Source organism: Thiomicrospira microaerophila (assembly GCF_023278225.1).
GTDB lineage: Bacteria > Pseudomonadota > Gammaproteobacteria > Thiomicrospirales > Thiomicrospiraceae > Thiomicrospira > Thiomicrospira microaerophila_A.
The window spans coordinates 197,183-213,809 of record NZ_CP070959.1; the positions used below are offsets into that span (position 1 = coordinate 197,183).

A 16,627-nucleotide genomic window follows, 5' to 3' on the forward strand; every position below is an offset into this window, starting at 1 on the left:
CAATCTGCGCATAGATGGCAGAGATAATAAGTCGTCACTAATGAGAGAGCATGAGATAAAGCAAGTGGATTATAGGCAATTAAATATTTTTATGCAAATTTAATTTTTTGCTTATGGGTAGTCGCGCTCAAGTTTCATAGTTTTTGCATAAGATCGGCTTGCCGCTGTGCAGCGTTTTGAACTAGAATGAAGGTTCATTCTACTGATGGTTTATTCTAATGAAAATGGATTTTTTTCAACATCTAGACGGTTCTAAACTTCAAGTTAAGGTTTTAAATTCGGCTCTGGAGCTGTTTGTTGAAAAGGGTTATTTTAATACCTCAGTGCCAGATTTGGTGGCCCATTCCGGTGTGAGCATCGGTAGTATCTACAAGCACTTTGGAGACAAGCAAGGCTTAGCTGAAGCGTTGGTACAGCGCTTAACTGAAGAGGTTTACTGGCGTGAACAACAAATTGTTGAGAGCCATACAGGTTGCTTTGAGCGTTATCAAGCGTTAGTTAAATGGTTGTTTCAATTTAGCATCGATTATCCATCAGTGATGGCGTTTATGTTGTTAGCACGGCATCAAACTTTTTTACCTGAATCCGGGAGCTTATGCTCTTCAAAGCCTTTTATGTTGTTGCGTGATGTTATTGCGCAGGGCATTGAACAGGGAGTGGTTCGTCAAATGGATTTGCTGATTGCGGCTTCGCTGGCGTTTGGTAGTGTTCTCCGCATGGTTCAGCTTCATTTGGATGGCGTGCTCCCTAAACCTCTTTTAGCTTACCAAGATGAGCTAATTCAATCAGGATGGTCAGCAATCGCCACCAATCCTAATACTTAAAATAAAAGGACGATACCATGAAAAGAAGACAGTTTTTATTTGGAGGCGCAGCCTTAATGGGTTCTGGCGCAGCTTTAGCTAGCGATCCATTAGCTAATGCACTCAGGCATTATATTGCGGAGCTTGAACGAGCAGAGCGCCAAGCTGGTTATTTAGGGCCGCGCGCGCACATTCCTGAAGAAGTAAAGGTAACGGACGGCGTTTATACCGTGGTTGGTAGCTTAATTTGGCATAACCCCAGTAACTTTGGTTTGAATAATAACCTCAGTTTCATTATCTTTGAAGATGGCGTGTTTGTTTTAAATGGAGGTGCTAACCCTGCGCTTGCCAAGGCCTTGCATGAGCGTATCAAGCTCCATACTAATAAGCCAGTAAAATGGGTTGCAGTGGAAAATCATCAAGGCCATGCTCATCTTGGTTCAAGTTATTGGTATGACATGGGCGTGCGTAACTTCTATTCTAATCGTCAAGCGCATGCAGACTTTAGTGCAAGCTGGGATATTATCAAGGAGCGTTGGTCTAATGCAGTGGGTTACCAACTGACAGCACCGGCTTATGATATTTCTGAACACTTTACCGTGTTTGATGACAAGATGGAAATTGATGTTGGTGGTGGCGAGAAAGTTCAGCTTCTTTATTTTGGAAAAGGCCATACACCGGGTTCAACCACGGTTTACGTTCCATCGCGAAATGTGATCTTCCCCGGTGATAATGCTTATGAAAGTCGCATGCTTGCCTTATTTAGCTATACGGATACCCAAGCTTGGGTTAAGACTTTTGAACGGTTTATGGACTTTACACCAGAAGGCACCATTATTGTACCGGGTCATGGTGTGCCTACTGATATGGCGACAGTCAAACGTGATACTTATGACTATTTAAAATGGATGCATAAAAAGGTTCAAGAAGTGATTGGTCAGGGTGGTAGCCTGCGTGATGCAGAAAATATTGATCAATCTCAGTTTAGTCATCGTGAGGTTTATGCACAGACTTATGCAGGTAATGCACGTCATATTTATCGTGAGTTAAGAGGCCTTGATTTGGGTAATGCGGTAGATTAATTGGATATCTGACAAATCGTCTAAAGCCCCGATTTATTCGGGGCTTTTTCGTTATAATGCTCAAAAACTTTGAGAATGAAGATGAAGCAGATTGCAATTATTGGTGGCGGACCGGGTGGTTTAATGGCTGCTGAGATCCTGTCAAAACACCCTGAACTGAAGGTCACCATTTATGATGCAATGCCTTCGGTTGGGCGCAAGTTTTTGCAGGCCGGTCGGGGTGGTTTAAATATCACTCATGCGCAGCCTCTTGAGGATTTTTTGGCGGCTTATGGAACTGATAGAGAGAAGCTGGAGTCATGGATTCTTGACTTTCCACCTCATGCGGTGCGAGCTTGGGTTGAGGGTTTTGGCATTTCTACTTTTGTGGGCAGCTCTGGTAGAGTTTATCCGCAGGATATGAAGGCTGCGCCGCTTTTGCGAGCTTGGCTTCGGCGATTGCGTCGCCAGGGCGTAGATTTTTCGATGCGTTATCGCTGGCAGGGGTGGTATCAAAAATCATTGGTTTTTCACACTCCGCTGGGTGAAAAGCTAATTGAGGCTGATCGATGCATCTTGGCATTGGGGGGCGCTAGTTGGCCGAATTTGGGTTCAAATGGTGAATGGGTTAAGGCCTTTTCTTTGGAGCAAATTAGTCCATTTTTGCCGGCAAATTGCGGGTTTGATGTGAGTTGGTCTCCGGTGTTTAAGGAAAGGTTTGCAGGGCAGCCTTTGAAGTCGGTGCGTTTAGAGGTTAAGACGCACAATAACCAGGCCTGGTTACAAAAGGGCGAGTGTTTAATAACCGAGCAGGGTATTGAGGGCAGCTTGATTTACGCATTGTCTCGCCCAATTCGAGACGCATTGTTAGCAAATGAAAGTCTGCAGGTATCGCTTGATTTGATGCCGGATTGCACGGCCGCAGATTTGTTGCAGCGACTGGCCAAGCCGCGAACTAAGTTGTCATTGTCGAATGTTTTTAAACGTGCGGGTATAGATGCCATTCGGCTTGGTTTGTTGCGAGAGAAATTAACACCTGAGCGGTTGCATGATCCAGTTGATTCAGTTGCATTGCTTAAGTGTTATCCGTTGACCTTGCTTAAGCCGCGCCCAGTCACTGAAGCGATTAGCAGTGCGGGTGGTCTGAAGTTTGATAGCTTAACGCCAGAGGGTGAAATTAGTGGTTATCCTGGCTGTTTTGCGGTCGGGGAGATGTTGGATTGGGAAGCGCCAACCGGTGGTTATTTGTTAACCGCTGTATTGGCGCAAGCTCGTTTTGTTTCTAAAAGTTTACTGAATCAATTGGGCTTAAAGCCGACAAGCTACTAGGATTCGTTTTCAAGAATTTCAAACTTATAACCTATACCATAGACTGAGTGGATGACTTCATCATCTGGCCAGGCCTGGTGCAGTTTTTGTCGTAATTTTTTAATATGGCTGTCAACGGTACGATCAGATACTACTCGGCCGTCTTGATAGATCCGACTCATCAGTTGGGTGCGTGAAAAAATTTGTCCTGGGTGTTCAAACAGTACATGGAATAGCGCAAACTCAACCGAAGTTAGGGCGACACTTTTTTGTTGGTATTGAACTTGAGAGCGTGATTCATCGAGTAGCCAGTCGGTTGGCGCTTGCAGTTCATAGTGGCGTCTTAGCACGGCTTTTACTCGTGCCACCACTTCACGAGGGCTGAAAGGTTTGCAAATATAGTCATCTGCTCCAATTTCTAGACCGAGTATTCTATCGAGTTCTTCAACTCTGGCAGAGACCATGATGATCGGTACTTGAGACGTTTTACGGACTTGTTTGCAGATTTCTAAGCCATCCATGCCGGGAAGCATAATATCGAGTAGAACTAGATCAGGTTGGGTTTCTTTGATCGTTTCAACTGCATTGATCCCAGTGTTTAAATGAGAAACTTGGTAGTCACTCATTTTTAAATAATCAGTTAATAGATCTGCAATACGTTTTTCGTCTTCGATAATAAGAATGTTCATCACGTTTCTCCTGCCTACAAGGGCAATTCAATTTGAATAAGAAGCCCGCCCATCGAACTTTTATCGGCACTAATAGTGCCTTGATGTGCTTGGACAATTTGTTCTACTAAGGCTAACCCAATTCCCGCTCCACCAAATCGGCGGTTTCGGGATGCTTCTGCGCGATAAAAACGTTCAAACAAACGCGCCAGCGCTTCATCGCTGACTCCCGGTGCTGAGTCTTCAATCGCAAGTTTAAGTTGTTTATTGGTTTTGAACAAGGACAGTTTAATTTGCCCCGGGGCATCAGTATAAGCGATGCTGTTGTTAACCAAGTTGGTGATCATTTGTTGTAAACGGTCGGCATCACCACAGATTTTAATCGGCTCTTTGGGCAGATTTACGATTAATCTTAATCCCTTTTCTTTCGCAAGGTAATGGAAAGGTTCAAGGGTTTGTTTTAGCAGCAATCCAAATTCCAATGGCACCATTTGATATTGTAGGCCGCCCACATCGCTTAGCGTAATTTGGTAAAGGTCATCAACCAAACGATTTAGGTGCAATACTTCGCTGTGAAGTAAATCTAAGTTGTCGCTGTTCAGGGGGCGGACACCATCGCGAAGTGCTTCAATATCTCCCCGTAAAATCGTTAGAGGGGTGCGCAGTTCGTGTGAAATATCAGCAATCCATTGGTTGCGACTTTGCAGGTTTTTTTCAAGACTTATTGCCAATTGATTAAAGTCTTGCTGTAGCTGGCCTAACTCGTCTCGGCGGTTCACTTCAAGGCGCGTATCAAAGTGCCCGGAAGTAAGTTGGCGCATTCCTTCGGTAATAGATTGAATGGGTTTGATGAAGTAGTGACCAAAAGGCAGAAGCAGCAGACCGGATAGAAGTACGACAATAATGACGCCGACCGTCAACAATGCACGTTGTCTTTCGGCCAGTTGGATATCGATAGCTTCTGTAAGCTCCGCTCTGTGACTATATCCAATATACCCAATCGTTTGATTGTTAATTTCAATTGGAATATAAAGAGTACGTTCTTCGGTAGGGCGACCAAACATGCAGGCCTGGTTAGTATCTACCAGGCTTAAGCGCTGTTCTGCAAGGTCTGGGTGGCGTTGCTTAAATTCGGAAAAAGGGTATTGCAGAAACATATCTACCGGCACAAAGGTTTCTGTAAAGTCAACCCGTGTTGATACCGCTACAATTTTTTTCCAAGTGATCATGTCAATAAAGCTGAGATTGTCTTGACCTTTTTCTTCCAATACAAATTGGATATTGTTCTTGATGCGTTTAAGGTGTTGCTGGTCACGCTGATCGACATATTCGATCAGGCTATTTTTTAGCATATAGTGATTGGTGGTCACCGTTCCCATTACAAGGAGTAGGCCAAAAACTAAAGACAGGGCAATCAGCTTGAATTTAAAGTTGAGCATAATTGATTTCGTCATTAATAAATACAAAATTCTACTCCTGATAGGCAAGTAAATTGAGTAAAAACAGCGAATACCTTAGTTTTAAATAGCAAAAAACCCGCAGTGATGCGGGCTTTTTTGATTGGCTACTTGCGTTTATAGTTTGACACAATCCATGGCATAAATCAGTTTGCCATCCCTCTCTTCTTGAACCAAACCATGAATGTCTGTTTCAAAGCCGGGGAATTTTTCATTAAAGTTTTGCGCAAAACGTAAATAATCCAATATTTTTTTATTAACCCTTTCTCCAGGGATTAACAGCGGAATACCAGGTGGGTAAGGTGTTAGCAGCACCGACGTAATCCGACCTTCAAGGTCGTCCACTTCAACACGTTCAATTTGGTTGTGCACCATTTTTGCATAGGCGTCTGCAGGTTTCATCGCAGGTTCCATATGTGAGGTGTACATTTCTGTAGTGAGTCGCGCGACGTCATTTTCACGATACATACCATGAATAGAATCACACAAATCTTTTAATCCAATACGCTCATAGCGGGGATATTTAGCAATAAACCCGGGCAAAACCCGCCATAGTGGCATGTTGCGATCATAGTCGTCTTTAAATTGTTGAAGTGCAGTTACCAGCGTATTCCAGCGGCCTTTGGTAATACCAATGGTGAACATAATAAAGAAAGAGTAGAGCCCGGTTTTTTCAACAATAACGCCATGTTCAGACAAGTAACGCGTTACTATGGCAGCAGGAATGCCATTGTCTGAAAAGTTACCATTTACTGCTAGGCCTGGTGTAATGATGGTGGCCTTAATGGGGTCAAGCATATTGAAGTTATTGACAACATTATCAAAACCATGCCAGTCATCATCGGCTCGTAACATCCAATCATCACGCTCCCCAATGCCTTCATCAGCTAATTGATCGGGTCCCCAGACCTTGAACCACCAAGAGTCACCAAATTCCTCATCCACTTTACGCATGGCACGACGGAAGTCGAGGGCTTCGGCAATGGATTCCTCGACCAGTGACGTGCCTCCTGGTGGCTCCATCATTGCTGCGGCAACGTCGCAGCTGGCAATAATGGCATATTGTGGACTGGTTGATACATGCATTAAATAGGCTTCGTTAAAACGCCCACGATCTAAGTGGCGCTTATCTGATTCTTGCACTAAGATTTGGCTGGCTTGACTTAAGCCCGCGAGCAGCTTGTGAGTCGATTGACAGGCATAAACCATAGGGCCTTCTGAGCGATTGGTGTCACGGCCAATCGCATGCATGCCTTTGTAGAATTCGTGGAAGGTGGCATGGGGTAGCCACGCCTCATCGAAATGTAGGTTTTCGATTGATTCGCCAAGGGTTTTCTTAATAGTATCAACGTTGTACAAGATGCCATCATAGGTGCTTTGGGTAATTGTTAGCATTTGAGGTTTGGCATTGACGTCTTTCACCAAAGGGTTGGCTTTGATTTTTTCTCGGATCGTTTCAGGACTAAACTCGGATTTTGGAATCGGCCCAATAATGCCAAAGTGGTTGCGTGTTGGCATTAAGAACACCGGTACCGCACCCGTCATAATGATTGAATGAAGTACTGACTTGTGACAGTTGCGGTCAACCACGACAATGTCATCATCCGCTACGTTAGCGTGCCAAACGATTTTGTTGGAGGTTGAGGTGCCGTTAGTTACAAAGAAAAGATGATCCGCACCAAAAATACGCGCAGCATTTTGTTCAGAAGCGGCGACCGCACCGGTGTGATCTAAAAGCTGTCCCAGTTCATCTACCGCATTACATACATCGGCGCGCAGCATGTTTTCACCAAAAAACTGATGAAACATTTGCCCCACCGGGCTTTTAAGAAAGGCGACACCCCCTGAATGCCCAGGGCAATGCCAAGAGTAGGAACCATCTGCTGCATAGGCCGTGAGCGCACGAAAAAAGGGAGGGGGTAGGCCTTCAAGATATACCCGTGCTTCACGGATGATATGACGCGCGACAAATTCGGGGGTGTCTTCAAACATATGGATAAAGCCATGCAGTTCTTTGAGGACATCATTCGGAATATGGCGTGAAGTGCGGGTTTCTCCATACAAGAAAATCGGAATGTCAGCATTACGATGACGGATTTCGCCTACAAACAGTCTAAGCTTTTCAATCGCACCATCTTTAAGGGTTTCATCAGTAAACTCGTCGTCGTCAATCGAGAGAATAAAGCAGGATGCACGGTTTTGCTGCTGTGCAATCATTGCTGTATCGCCAAAACTGGTTACGCCTAGGGTTTCTAGCCCTTCTTTTTCAATGGCTTCTGCTAGTGCACGAACGCCAAGCCCAGAGGCGTTTTCAGAACGAAAATCTTCATCAATAATGACGACGGGAAAACGAAATTTCATAAGTCAGCGCTTCCTTGTTACCGCGTGAATAAATTACCTTTTGACTTTGCATTATACAAAACAGTTTCTTAAATTAAATGAAAGTTTTGCTAATCAACAAATAAAATAGACCTACTTATCAAATTAATTTATAAATTAAGGAAGCGAGCGTGACAGCGCATTATTATTGGGTAGGGTTTTTGCTAGCGGTTACGGGGACTTTATTGTTTTCAATTAAGTCGATCTTTATTAAATTGGCTTATCAAGCAGGTTCAGATGCGGATAGCGTGATGCTGCTAAGAATGTTAATGGCATTACCGGTTTATGCAGCTATTGCTTGGTGGCTCTGGCATCAACACCCTGCTAAAGCTAGGCAGCAACCTTTAGGGCTTTGGCTTAAACTGATTGCGCTTGGGTTTGTCGGTTATTTTTTATCCTCTTGGCTTGATTTATTGGGTCTAGAACTTATTTCAGCCCAGTTGGAGCGCTTAACCTTGTTCACCTATCCGATTATGGTGGCAATACTGGGTGCTTTATTTTTTAAGCAAGCTTTAACTCGAAAAATTGTAATAGCCTTGATTTTTTCTTATCTGGGAATTTGGTTAATCTACGCTCAAGAGGCCAGTTTTTATGGCGAGGGTGTGGCGTTTGGAACCATGTTAGTGGCTTTGGCTGCCTTGAGTTTTGCATTTTATGTTTTGTTCAGTCGAAAACTCATTGCTGAGGTGGGTAGTCAATGGTTTACGAGTTGGGCGATGATTGCAGCCTGTATCTGGGTCATTATATTTTTTAGTTTTAGGTTGGATTTTAGCCAATTTACATTGAATGCCGATATACTACTTTGGACATTTTTATTAGCGATCTTTAGTACGGTGATTCCAAGCTTTATGATCTCTGAAGCGATTGCACGATTGGGTCCTGCGCAAACTGGAATTGTAGGTAGTCTGGGTCCGCTATTTACGGTGGCTTTGGCTGTTTGGATTTTGGCAGAGCCTTTTACCTACTCACATTTTTTTGGCTTTGTGTTGGTCATGATCGGCGTCGGTATTTTGACAGTTAAACGACCTAAGAAGGAGGCGTTACGTGATTAAATCTATATTCTTTTTTGATGCGATGTTAACCCCAAAAATTATTACAGCGGTCTATTGGTTGCTACTTGGCTTGGTGGTGATATCCGGTGTAGGGGCGATGTTTGCACAGAGTTTTATTATGGGGTTGTTGATTATTGTTTTTGGGGCGATTGGCGTCAGAATATGGTGCGAACTGTTAATTGTTTTGTTTAAAATTAATGACAACCTTAAAAAAATGACTGATAAAGCCCAAGATTGATAAAATATCGGATTTGGCTTTAAAGGAAAAAGGTATGCCTTCATTTGATATTGTTTCAGAAGTGGATAAACATGAGCTCACCAATGCGGTGGATCAGGCCAATAAGGAAGTAACTACTCGGTTTGATTTTAAGGGAACGGATTCATATTTTGAGCTAAAAGAGTTAGAGATCAAAATGAACACGGAGTCTGAATTTCAACTTGATCAAATGTATAACGTATTAACTTCTAAGCTGAGCAAGCGCGGTATTGATTTACGTGCAATAGAACTAAAAGAGCCTGATGTTCAACTTAAAACTGCGAAGCAGAGTGTGATTGTTCATCAAGGTTTAGATGCACCCGTAGCCAAAAAAATTATTAAGTTGTTGAAAGATGCCAAGTTAAAAGTTCAGGCACAGATTCAAGGTGATTCTGTGCGTGTAACCGGAAAAAAACGCGATGACTTGCAAGAAGCCATTGCGTTATTGAAGGCTCAAGAGGATTTTGAGCGTCCTTTGCAGTTTAATAATTTCCGTGATTAGAGACCACTTTAGGTTTCGTTCAAACCAAAGCTAAAATTCAAACATATCCAGCGTGCCAGGAGGAACTAATGAACTGGCATTCTGGACACTTGTTTGCATCCAATTCATAAATAAAGTCACTTCTCGAATGTCCAACTTTTCATCAATGAAAGTGATGGATGATTGAACTTCTGCCGCCTTGTTACCCGGTTGCATAAGGTATTTAGCACAGGTTAAATGGTTGTTAAGACGTGACAAGGTAACAAATAACTCAGGATTATTGATATGTTGCGGTTTAACAGGATAGACCTGACTTACGATGATTCTGCTAAGCTGGTTGGGGCGGATGCGTGGTTCCATAATGTAAGCATGGTTGCCATAAAAAACTTCTAGTTGCTGACTGTTAAGCGGTTTGGTAATAAATCCTTCGTCTTCGAGTGCCTGGGCTAGGGTTGCTATGGCTTGTTCTTGGCTATGAAATTGAATGGCTCCTGTGTTTTTAGTTGGCTTGCTGGCGCAAGCACTAAGTAAAGCTAAGAGAATTAGGCCAGCGAATAGACGCATTTTTTGAGTTCCTATATTATTTGCATTAATTCTAGGTAAAATACCATTTTCATTAACCAATTAACAGGCGAACTGGCCATGAGAGTGCAAAAAACCATGAATCTAAATAAAGACCAAGCGCAAAACATCGCTTCGGTGTTAGCCGAAGCCCTTCCTTATATCCAACGATTTTCCGGCAAAACGATTGTGGTTAAGTATGGTGGTAATGCGATGACTGAAGATCATCTGATGGCAAGTTTTGCACGCGATATTGTGTTGATGAAATTGGTTGGTATGAATCCGGTGGTGGTGCATGGCGGCGGCCCTCAAATTGGTGATTTGCTGAAACGAGTTGGTAAGGAGTCAGAGTTTGTTCAAGGGATGCGGGTTACCGATACCGAAACCATGGATATTGTTGAGATGGTGCTGGGTGGATTGGTTAACAAAGAGATTGTTAACCTGATCCACCAGCATGGCGGTAATTCGGTAGGTTTAACCGGTAAGGATGGCAATTTGATTATGGCCAAGAAATTAAAGGTGACCAAACATACCCCTGATATGGATGCACCTGAAATTATTGACATAGGTCACGTCGGTGAGGTTTCAAGAATCAATACCGGTGTGATTGATATGCTGATTCAAGGTGATTTTATACCGGTCATTGCCCCCGTTGGTGTTGATGAACAGGGGTGTTCTTATAATATCAATGCCGATCTAGTGGCGGGTAAGGTTGCTGAAGCGCTGCAAGCAGAAAAGTTAATGTTATTGACTAATACCGCAGGCTTGTTGAATAAACAGGGTGAATTACTCACCGGGTTGAATGCCAAAATGGTCGATGAGTTGATTGCGGACGGCACCATTTATGGCGGCATGTTACCTAAAATTCAATGTGCATTAGATGCGGTTCAGGGTGGAGTTAAGGCGGCACATATTGTCGATGGCCGTGTTGATCATGCGGTAATGCTTGAAGTCTTTACTGATGAAGGTGTCGGTACACTCATTACTGCCCGATAAGCGGTCTATTTTGTTTGCTAAACCAGGCCTGGTGTAAAACCCTGCCTGGTTTTTTATTTTTATGCGCTGGAGTTTGCTTGTTAGATCAAATTATTTTGTTCGTCATTTCTTTGGTGGCGAATCTTTTGTCAGCCTTGGCAGGGGGTGGTGCGGGGTTGCTACAGTTACCGGCTTTACTTTTTTTAGGTTTGCCGTTTGGTGTTGCGTTAGCGACGCATAAAGTTGCCAGTGTCTTTTTAGGTTTGGGGGCAACGGCACGACATTGGCGAAGTTCAACGCTTGATTGGCGTTTTGCGTTGTTTATTCTTGCCTGCGGTTTACCGGGCGTGGTATTGGGCGCTAGTTGGATTTTACAGGTGGATGAGCGTTTAGCGACGCTGGCGTTAGGGGTGTTAACCTTGAGTTTGGGGGTGTATTCATGGCTAAAACCTGAACTGGGTCAAGTTTCCAAGCATCAAAACCGTGAATGGGTGGGCTATTTTATTGGTGGCGCCATGATTTTATTCATTGGCGTATTAAATGGCTCATTAACCTCCGGCACAGGCTTGTTTGTGACTTTATGGCTGGTGCGTTGGTTTGGTCTAGATTATAAAGCGGCCGTGGCTTATACCTTGGTTTTGGTGGGGATATTCTGGAATGGTACCGGTGCGTTAACGCTAGGTTTACTGGGTGATATACAGTGGAGTTGGTTGCCGGCTCTGATTCTGGGTTCGCTTATTGGCGGCTATTTAGGAGCGCATCTCTCAATTGTTAAGGGCAATCGTTTGGTGAAGCGGGCATTTGAACTGATTACCGTCATGGTAGGCTTGGCATTGATTTACCAGGCCTGGTTTGTGTGATTTTATCCTTGACTGCTGTGGATTAAGTCACGCGGGCGTATGATCTGTTGTAACTGAATATCGCTATTAAGCCCATCCGACCAGTTGCCTAGCCAGTTAAACTCGGCTATGGCACCGGTTGGCATGATCTTTTCACTGCTTAGTTCAAGCCCGTTTTCTCGTTTTTGAAGCGCTAATACCAGCGCCTCAAATCCAGGGTTATGGCCAACCAGCATCAGGCGTTTAACGGTTGGGTCTGTATTTTCGATCATTTCCAACAGGGTTTCGATTTCTGCATGATAGAGTTCAGCTACTAGGTCAAACTGAAGAGCGGGTAGGGCGTTTTCAAGTCGTTTTAGAGTTTGCTGAGTTCGTTTTGCAGAAGAGCATAAAATTTTGTCTGGTAGCCGATCATTTTCAATAATCCAGCGAGCTATCATTTTAGCAGCACGCTTACCCCTTGGGGCAAGCGGTCGGTCGTGGTCGATTAACTGCGGGTTCGACCAGTCTGATTTTGCATGGCGCCAGAGTAAAAGCTGCCGCACTTTTGAGGCGTTTAGGTTCGTCAATTATTTCACGCCATAGCTATCGCGGTAAGCTTGCATTGCTTTAAGTGCATCTGGATTGTCACTGCTTTGACTTAAGTAGTTGATCAGGTCGTTTAGATTAAGAATACTCATGACGGGTAATCCATATTGTTGTTCTACTTCTTGAATCGCCGAGTGAGCCCCTTGACCACGTTCCATCCTATCCAAAGCGACAACTACGCCTGCAGGTGTGGCACCGTGTTGGTGGATTAGGTCAATTGATTCACGAATAGCCGTTCCAGCGGTAATCACGTCGTCAATGATTAAAATTTTCCCCTTTAACGCATGACCGACAATTTGTCCGCCTTCGCCATGATCCTTGATTTCTTTGCGGTTAAAGGCATAGGGTTTATTGATGCCATGATCTCGTGCAAGTGCGACGCTGGTGGTCGCTGCAAGAGGGATTCCCTTGTAGGCTGGGCCAAATAGTACATCAAATTCGACACCTGACTCAGCAATGGCATCAGCATAAGCCTTTGAAAGTTGGTCAAGGTGAGCCCCTGTATTAAATAACCCTGCATTGAAGAAATAGGGGCTGATACGGCCTGATTTAAGTGTGAATTCGCCCCATTTCAAGACGCCGACTTCACGGATAAAGTCGATAAACTGATTACGCTGCATTTGTGTATTGAACCTTGTTAAATTAAAAATCTAATCATAAAGGGGGTGATTAGGTGGTGCAAGTATTTTCGAGTTTATAGTTTAGTCTTTTGGTATTTGTTTATTTATGTGGTTTACGGGCTTAATTTATGCAGAAATAGTGGCTTTCTTACTGAGTGTTTAAATTTTTTCTGCTAGAATACAAAAACGATTGTAATTATGTAAATTTTTGATTGGTATAAGTTTTGCTCGTATTGTCTAGCCCCTGATATATAAGTAGTTTGTAACCTCGTGACGACTTAAATGAATAGTTGCAAGTTAATCAAAGCATTTTGCAAAGCTTTAACATTTTAAAACATCAAAGGAAAGTAGCATGGCCATTGATATGAGGACGGTCGAACCACTCGGCTCAAAAAGTGCGTTACTTGAACAGGCAATGCGGCGAAATAGAGCGGCCCCTAAATCAACTAATGAGAGTTTTTTTAGTGATTTAGATATGTCCGATATGTTGCCTGCTGACTTTGATTGGTTAAAGCAAGACAAAGAAGCGATAGAGAATCTGGTGCGTCAAATGGATGCATCGATTGGTCAGTTAAATGAGCAACTGCGTGATATGGGACGACAAACGCGCGCGATTGACCAATTTACACGCAAATCTAAAACTCAATTTGAGGACGAACAGAAGTTACTTTTTAAACAAATCCAAACCCTAAATGCACTTTTAAAGCGACAACTGGACATTCTGAATGGCGTAGAACGCCAAATCGAACAGGTCGAAATTAAACAAAATAATTTTTTGCCTCATTTGGGTATTGGTTTGATTGCAGGCTTAATGTCTGCCGTTACGATTTTAGTCAGTGCGCCCTTGGTAATGATTGCGATAGATTATTTTCGTGCTTGAATTTTAGTTTTAAATGTTGCTGAGTGTATTAGACCAAATAAACTTAACGCCTTTTGATAAGGATGCGCCGAGTTTTCTTCTAAAGCTAAAAGCTGATCAGAAGCTTGATTATCAAGCGGGTGATTGGTTGACTGTAAAGGGTAAAAATCCCTCTTCGTTGGTTACCCGCTTAATGGGTATGTTGGGTTTGCAGCCCAATCATTTAGTTTCTCTACGACGTCAAGGAGAGGTTACGGTAGAGCAGGCTTTAACCGATTATCTTGAGCTGACATTGCTTGATCCAGCTATCTTAAATAAATTAGTTCGACAATATAACTACCAGGCCTGGTCGTCTCGCGCTGAAATGCAAGCCTATGCTCAGAACCGCGATATTGTTGATTTGTTAATAGCTTTTCCTGATCTCTGTGAGTTAGGTGTTGAGTTCTTAGCCTTGCTAAGCCCGCTTGCGCCTCGTTATTATTCGATTGCCAGTTCGCCCTTAGCTTATCCCGATGAAATTCATCTGTTGTATAAGGCTATTCGTTTTCAGCGAGAGGATAGGCAGCGGGTTGGGGTGACATCGGACTTCATGTCTCAGGTTCGACTGGGTGATTTATTACAAGTTGAAATTAAGCCTAATCCGCATTTTCGAGTTCCGGAATCTTTGAATACTCCGATTGTTATGATGGCGGCAGGCACGGGTCTAGCACCGTTTATTGGCTTTATGCAACAACGAATCATGGAGGGCGCACACTCCAAAAACCTGCTTTATTTTGGTGAAACTCATCGAGCTAGTCGCTTTTTGTGTCAGTCAATGCTTGAGGCTTGGCAGCAACAGGGTGCTCTTGATTTGTTGACGGTCTTTTCACGCGATCAAGTTCATAAGTCTTATGTACAGGATTTACTGTTACAGAATCAAAGCTGGCTTGAGTTATGGCAAGCGGGTGCGACCTTGTATGTTTGCGGGGATAAGACGGGTTTAGCAAAAGGGATAGAGCAGGCAATTAAATTGGTTTGGTGCAAGCAGTATAACTGGGAGATCGAGGCGGCTGACCAGGCCTGGTTAGAGGCAAAGCAGTTAAAACGTATTCAGTTGGATGTTTATTAGTTCTAGTTTTAACAGGTCACAAAATTGCAGTCCTCCTGTTTTTTTCTAATGTCAAAACAAATGCGTTCTCAGCGGGTAGTGGGATCGCCTTTAAAAGCGATCTTGTGAAAACCCTGCCCTGCGTTACTTTAGTTTAAATAAAAAAGGCACATATCTGTGCCTTTTTTGTCTCATAAACTGGGTATTTTAAACTTCAAGGAAGTCTAAAATACCTTCTGCCGCCGTACGAGCTTCGGCAATCGCATGAACTACCAGACTTGAACCTCTTACCATGTCACCGCCCGCAAATACTTTTGGATTGGTGGTTTGGAAAGGGTATAGACTGCTCTCCGACGCAATGACACCCTGCCAATTATTAACCTGAATACCAAAGTCTTGGAACCAAGCCGGTGGATTCGGCTGGAAACCAAACGCGACAATTACCGCGTCACAGTCAATCACTTTTTCGCTACCCGCGACGGTTTCGGCACGACGACGGCCATTCGCATCCGGTTCACCCAGGCGTGTTTCGATGACTTTAATACCCTCAACCTTGCCGTTACCGATAATTTCAACGGGTGCTAGGTTAAACTTAAACTGCACGCCTTCTTCTTTTGCGTTGGCGACTTCGGCGCGTGAGCCGGGCATATTGGCTTCGTCACGACGATAAACACAATAGACTTCATTCGCACCCTGGCGAATGGAGGTGCGTGTGCAGTCCATCGTGGTGTCACCACCGCCCAGCACGACGACACGCTTACCTTGCATACTGACAAATGGCTCGGGTGTTTGTTCATAGCCTAGCTCGTTTTTAACATTGCCGACCAAGAAATCCAGTGCCTTATATACGCCCGGTAAGTCTTCACCCGGGAAGCCACCCATCATCGGCTTATAGGTTCCCATGCCGAGGAAAACCGCATCATACTGATTGATCAGGTCGGCAAACTGAATATCTTTGCCAATTTCAATTCCCAAGCGGAATTCAACGCCCATTTTCTCAAATACACTACGGCGATATTTAATCAGTTCTTTGTCCAGTTTAAATTGTGGGATACCAAAGGTCAGTAAGCCACCAATTTCCGGCTGTTTATCAAAAACGACGGGTTGAACACCGTTACGAATCAAAATATCTGCCGCGGCTAATCCCGCAGGCCCTGCGCCAACAATGGCGACTTTTTTATCGGTTTTGACCACATCGGATAAATCCGGTGTCCAGCCCGATGCGATGGCGGTATCGGTAATATACTTTTCCACCGCCCCAATCGTAACGGCTCCGAAGTTGGTATCATTTAGGGTACAGGCTTGTTCACATAAGCGATCTTGCGGGCAGATGCGGCCACACATTTCCGGTAAGGAGTTGGTTTTGTGCGATAGCTCAACCGCTTCCATGACATTGCCCTCGGCAACCAGCTTCAACCAGTTGGGGATGTAATTGTGGACTGGGCACGCCCACTCGCAATAGGGGTTGCCGCAGTGCAAACAGCGGTCCGCCTGCGCCATCGCGGCTGCAGGGTCAAATCCACTGTAGATTTCTTCAAAGTTTTGTTTGCGATCATTGGCAGCCAATTTATTGGGTAATTGGCGATCCAGTTCTAAAAATTGTCTAACATTTGGCATTTTAGTGTTCCTTTCA

The 16,627-nt window shown here is 43.9% G+C and carries 17 protein-coding genes; 10 read left to right on the forward strand and 7 right to left on the reverse strand.

The features are described 5' to 3' along the window. The first annotated feature begins 218 nt into the window (after positions 1-218). From JX580_RS00985 to JX580_RS00995, 3 genes are all read left to right on the forward strand, one after another. Complete coding sequence (locus JX580_RS00985) at positions 219-824, forward strand: TetR/AcrR family transcriptional regulator (RefSeq protein WP_248850948.1); 606 nt, start codon at positions 219-221, stop codon at positions 822-824. Positions 825-841: 17 nt separating this feature from the next. Further along, positions 842-1,885 (forward strand): MBL fold metallo-hydrolase, encoded by a 1,044-nt coding sequence (locus JX580_RS00990; RefSeq protein WP_248850949.1) that lies wholly within the window; start codon positions 842-844, stop codon positions 1,883-1,885. Positions 1,886-1,966: 81 nt separating this feature from the next. Beyond that, a complete protein-coding gene (locus JX580_RS00995) occupies positions 1,967-3,193 on the forward strand; it encodes a TIGR03862 family flavoprotein (RefSeq protein WP_248850950.1) in 1,227 nt (408 codons plus the stop codon). On the opposite strand, the gene JX580_RS01000 is transcribed toward JX580_RS00995, so the two are convergent. The 3 genes from JX580_RS01000 to JX580_RS01010 form a co-directional block, all read right to left on the reverse strand. After that, positions 3,190-3,861 (reverse strand): response regulator, encoded by a 672-nt coding sequence (locus tag JX580_RS01000; RefSeq protein WP_248850951.1) that lies wholly within the window; start codon positions 3,859-3,861, stop codon positions 3,190-3,192. The genes JX580_RS00995 and JX580_RS01000 overlap by 4 nt on opposite strands. 14 nt (positions 3,862-3,875) lie before the next feature. Beyond that, positions 3,876-5,294: an ATP-binding protein gene (locus JX580_RS01005; protein WP_248850952.1), complete on the reverse strand. Its 1,419-nt coding sequence runs from the start codon at positions 5,292-5,294 to the stop codon at positions 3,876-3,878. 120 nt (positions 5,295-5,414) lie between these two features. Continuing rightward, a complete protein-coding gene (locus JX580_RS01010) occupies positions 5,415-7,658 on the reverse strand; it encodes an arginine/lysine/ornithine decarboxylase (RefSeq protein ID WP_248850953.1) in 2,244 nt (747 codons plus the stop codon). A 149-nt stretch (positions 7,659-7,807) separates the two neighbouring features. On the opposite strand from JX580_RS01010, the gene JX580_RS01015 reads away from it, so the two are divergent. From JX580_RS01015 to JX580_RS01025, 3 genes are read left to right on the forward strand one after another with little or no spacing between them, the layout of a single operon-like run. After that, positions 7,808-8,728 carry a DMT family transporter gene (locus JX580_RS01015; protein WP_248850954.1) on the forward strand — a complete coding sequence of 307 codons (921 nt, stop codon included), beginning with the start codon at positions 7,808-7,810 and terminating at the stop codon, positions 8,726-8,728. Then, complete coding sequence (locus JX580_RS01020) at positions 8,721-8,966, forward strand: DUF4282 domain-containing protein (protein ID WP_248850955.1); 246 nt, start codon at positions 8,721-8,723, stop codon at positions 8,964-8,966. Before JX580_RS01015 ends, JX580_RS01020 begins: the two co-directional genes overlap by 8 nt. Positions 8,967-9,000: 34 nt before the next feature. Further along, positions 9,001-9,486, forward strand: a complete 486-nt coding sequence (locus tag JX580_RS01025; protein ID WP_248850956.1) for a YajQ family cyclic di-GMP-binding protein — start codon at positions 9,001-9,003, stop codon at positions 9,484-9,486. A gap of 30 nt (positions 9,487-9,516) precedes the next feature. Here the strand turns inward: JX580_RS01025 and JX580_RS01030 are convergent, their stop codons facing one another. Next, complete coding sequence (locus tag JX580_RS01030) at positions 9,517-10,029, reverse strand: hypothetical protein (RefSeq protein ID WP_248850957.1); 513 nt, start codon at positions 10,027-10,029, stop codon at positions 9,517-9,519. Positions 10,030-10,107: 78 nt separating this feature from the next. Here JX580_RS01030 and argB point away from each other — a divergent pair, with 78 nt between their 5' ends. Together argB and JX580_RS01040 are read left to right on the forward strand one after the other, a co-directional pair. After that, positions 10,108-11,022 carry an acetylglutamate kinase gene (gene argB, locus JX580_RS01035; RefSeq protein WP_248850958.1) on the forward strand — a complete coding sequence of 305 codons (915 nt, stop codon included), beginning with the start codon at positions 10,108-10,110 and terminating at the stop codon, positions 11,020-11,022. A 77-nt stretch (positions 11,023-11,099) separates the two neighbouring features. Next, positions 11,100-11,861: a sulfite exporter TauE/SafE family protein gene (locus tag JX580_RS01040; RefSeq protein ID WP_248850959.1), complete on the forward strand. Its 762-nt coding sequence runs from the start codon at positions 11,100-11,102 to the stop codon at positions 11,859-11,861. Positions 11,862-11,863: 2 nt separating this feature from the next. On the opposite strand, the gene JX580_RS01045 is transcribed toward JX580_RS01040, so the two are convergent. Next, the gene (locus JX580_RS01045) at positions 11,864-12,409 is read right to left on the reverse strand and encodes a SixA phosphatase family protein (RefSeq protein ID WP_248850960.1); all 546 of its coding nucleotides are present in this window, start codon (positions 12,407-12,409) and stop codon (positions 11,864-11,866) included. Continuing rightward, the gene (gene pyrE, locus JX580_RS01050; protein ID WP_248850961.1) at positions 12,410-13,048 is read right to left on the reverse strand and encodes an orotate phosphoribosyltransferase; all 639 of its coding nucleotides are present in this window, start codon (positions 13,046-13,048) and stop codon (positions 12,410-12,412) included. Between the two features lie 352 nt (positions 13,049-13,400). Here pyrE and JX580_RS01055 point away from each other — a divergent pair, with 352 nt between their 5' ends. Continuing rightward, positions 13,401-13,928 carry a hypothetical protein gene (locus JX580_RS01055; protein WP_248850962.1) on the forward strand — a complete coding sequence of 176 codons (528 nt, stop codon included), beginning with the start codon at positions 13,401-13,403 and terminating at the stop codon, positions 13,926-13,928. A gap of 13 nt (positions 13,929-13,941) precedes the next feature. Next, a complete protein-coding gene (locus JX580_RS01060) occupies positions 13,942-15,015 on the forward strand; it encodes an NADP oxidoreductase (RefSeq protein ID WP_248850963.1) in 1,074 nt (357 codons plus the stop codon). 186 nt (positions 15,016-15,201) lie between these two features. On the opposite strand, the gene JX580_RS01065 is transcribed toward JX580_RS01060, so the two are convergent. Further along, positions 15,202-16,611, reverse strand: coding sequence for an FAD-dependent oxidoreductase (locus tag JX580_RS01065; RefSeq protein ID WP_248850964.1), 1,410 nt, complete (start codon positions 16,609-16,611; stop codon positions 15,202-15,204). Positions 16,612-16,627: the final 16 nt, after the last annotated feature.

Coding starts and splice junctions, on each gene's coding strand:
- argB (WP_248850958.1), top strand. CDS start 10,108: ATGAGAGTGCAAAAAACCATGAATCTAAATAAAGACCAAGCGCAAAAC.
- JX580_RS01055 (WP_248850962.1), top strand. CDS start 13,401: ATGGCCATTGATATGAGGACGGTCGAACCACTCGGCTCAAAAAGTGCG.
- JX580_RS01060 (WP_248850963.1), top strand. CDS start 13,942: ATGTTGCTGAGTGTATTAGACCAAATAAACTTAACGCCTTTTGATAAG.
- JX580_RS01005 (WP_248850952.1), bottom strand. CDS start 5,294: ATGACGAAATCAATTATGCTCAACTTTAAATTCAAGCTGATTGCCCTG.
- JX580_RS01030 (WP_248850957.1), bottom strand. CDS start 10,029: ATGCGTCTATTCGCTGGCCTAATTCTCTTAGCTTTACTTAGTGCTTGC.
- JX580_RS00995 (WP_248850950.1), top strand. CDS start 1,967: ATGAAGCAGATTGCAATTATTGGTGGCGGACCGGGTGGTTTAATGGCT.
- JX580_RS01010 (WP_248850953.1), bottom strand. CDS start 7,658: ATGAAATTTCGTTTTCCCGTCGTCATTATTGATGAAGATTTTCGTTCT.
- JX580_RS01065 (WP_248850964.1), bottom strand. CDS start 16,611: ATGCCAAATGTTAGACAATTTTTAGAACTGGATCGCCAATTACCCAAT.
- JX580_RS01025 (WP_248850956.1), top strand. CDS start 9,001: ATGCCTTCATTTGATATTGTTTCAGAAGTGGATAAACATGAGCTCACC.
- pyrE (WP_248850961.1), bottom strand. CDS start 13,048: ATGCAGCGTAATCAGTTTATCGACTTTATCCGTGAAGTCGGCGTCTTG.
- JX580_RS01000 (WP_248850951.1), bottom strand. CDS start 3,861: ATGAACATTCTTATTATCGAAGACGAAAAACGTATTGCAGATCTATTA.
- JX580_RS00990 (WP_248850949.1), top strand. CDS start 842: ATGAAAAGAAGACAGTTTTTATTTGGAGGCGCAGCCTTAATGGGTTCT.
- JX580_RS00985 (WP_248850948.1), top strand. CDS start 219: ATGAAAATGGATTTTTTTCAACATCTAGACGGTTCTAAACTTCAAGTT.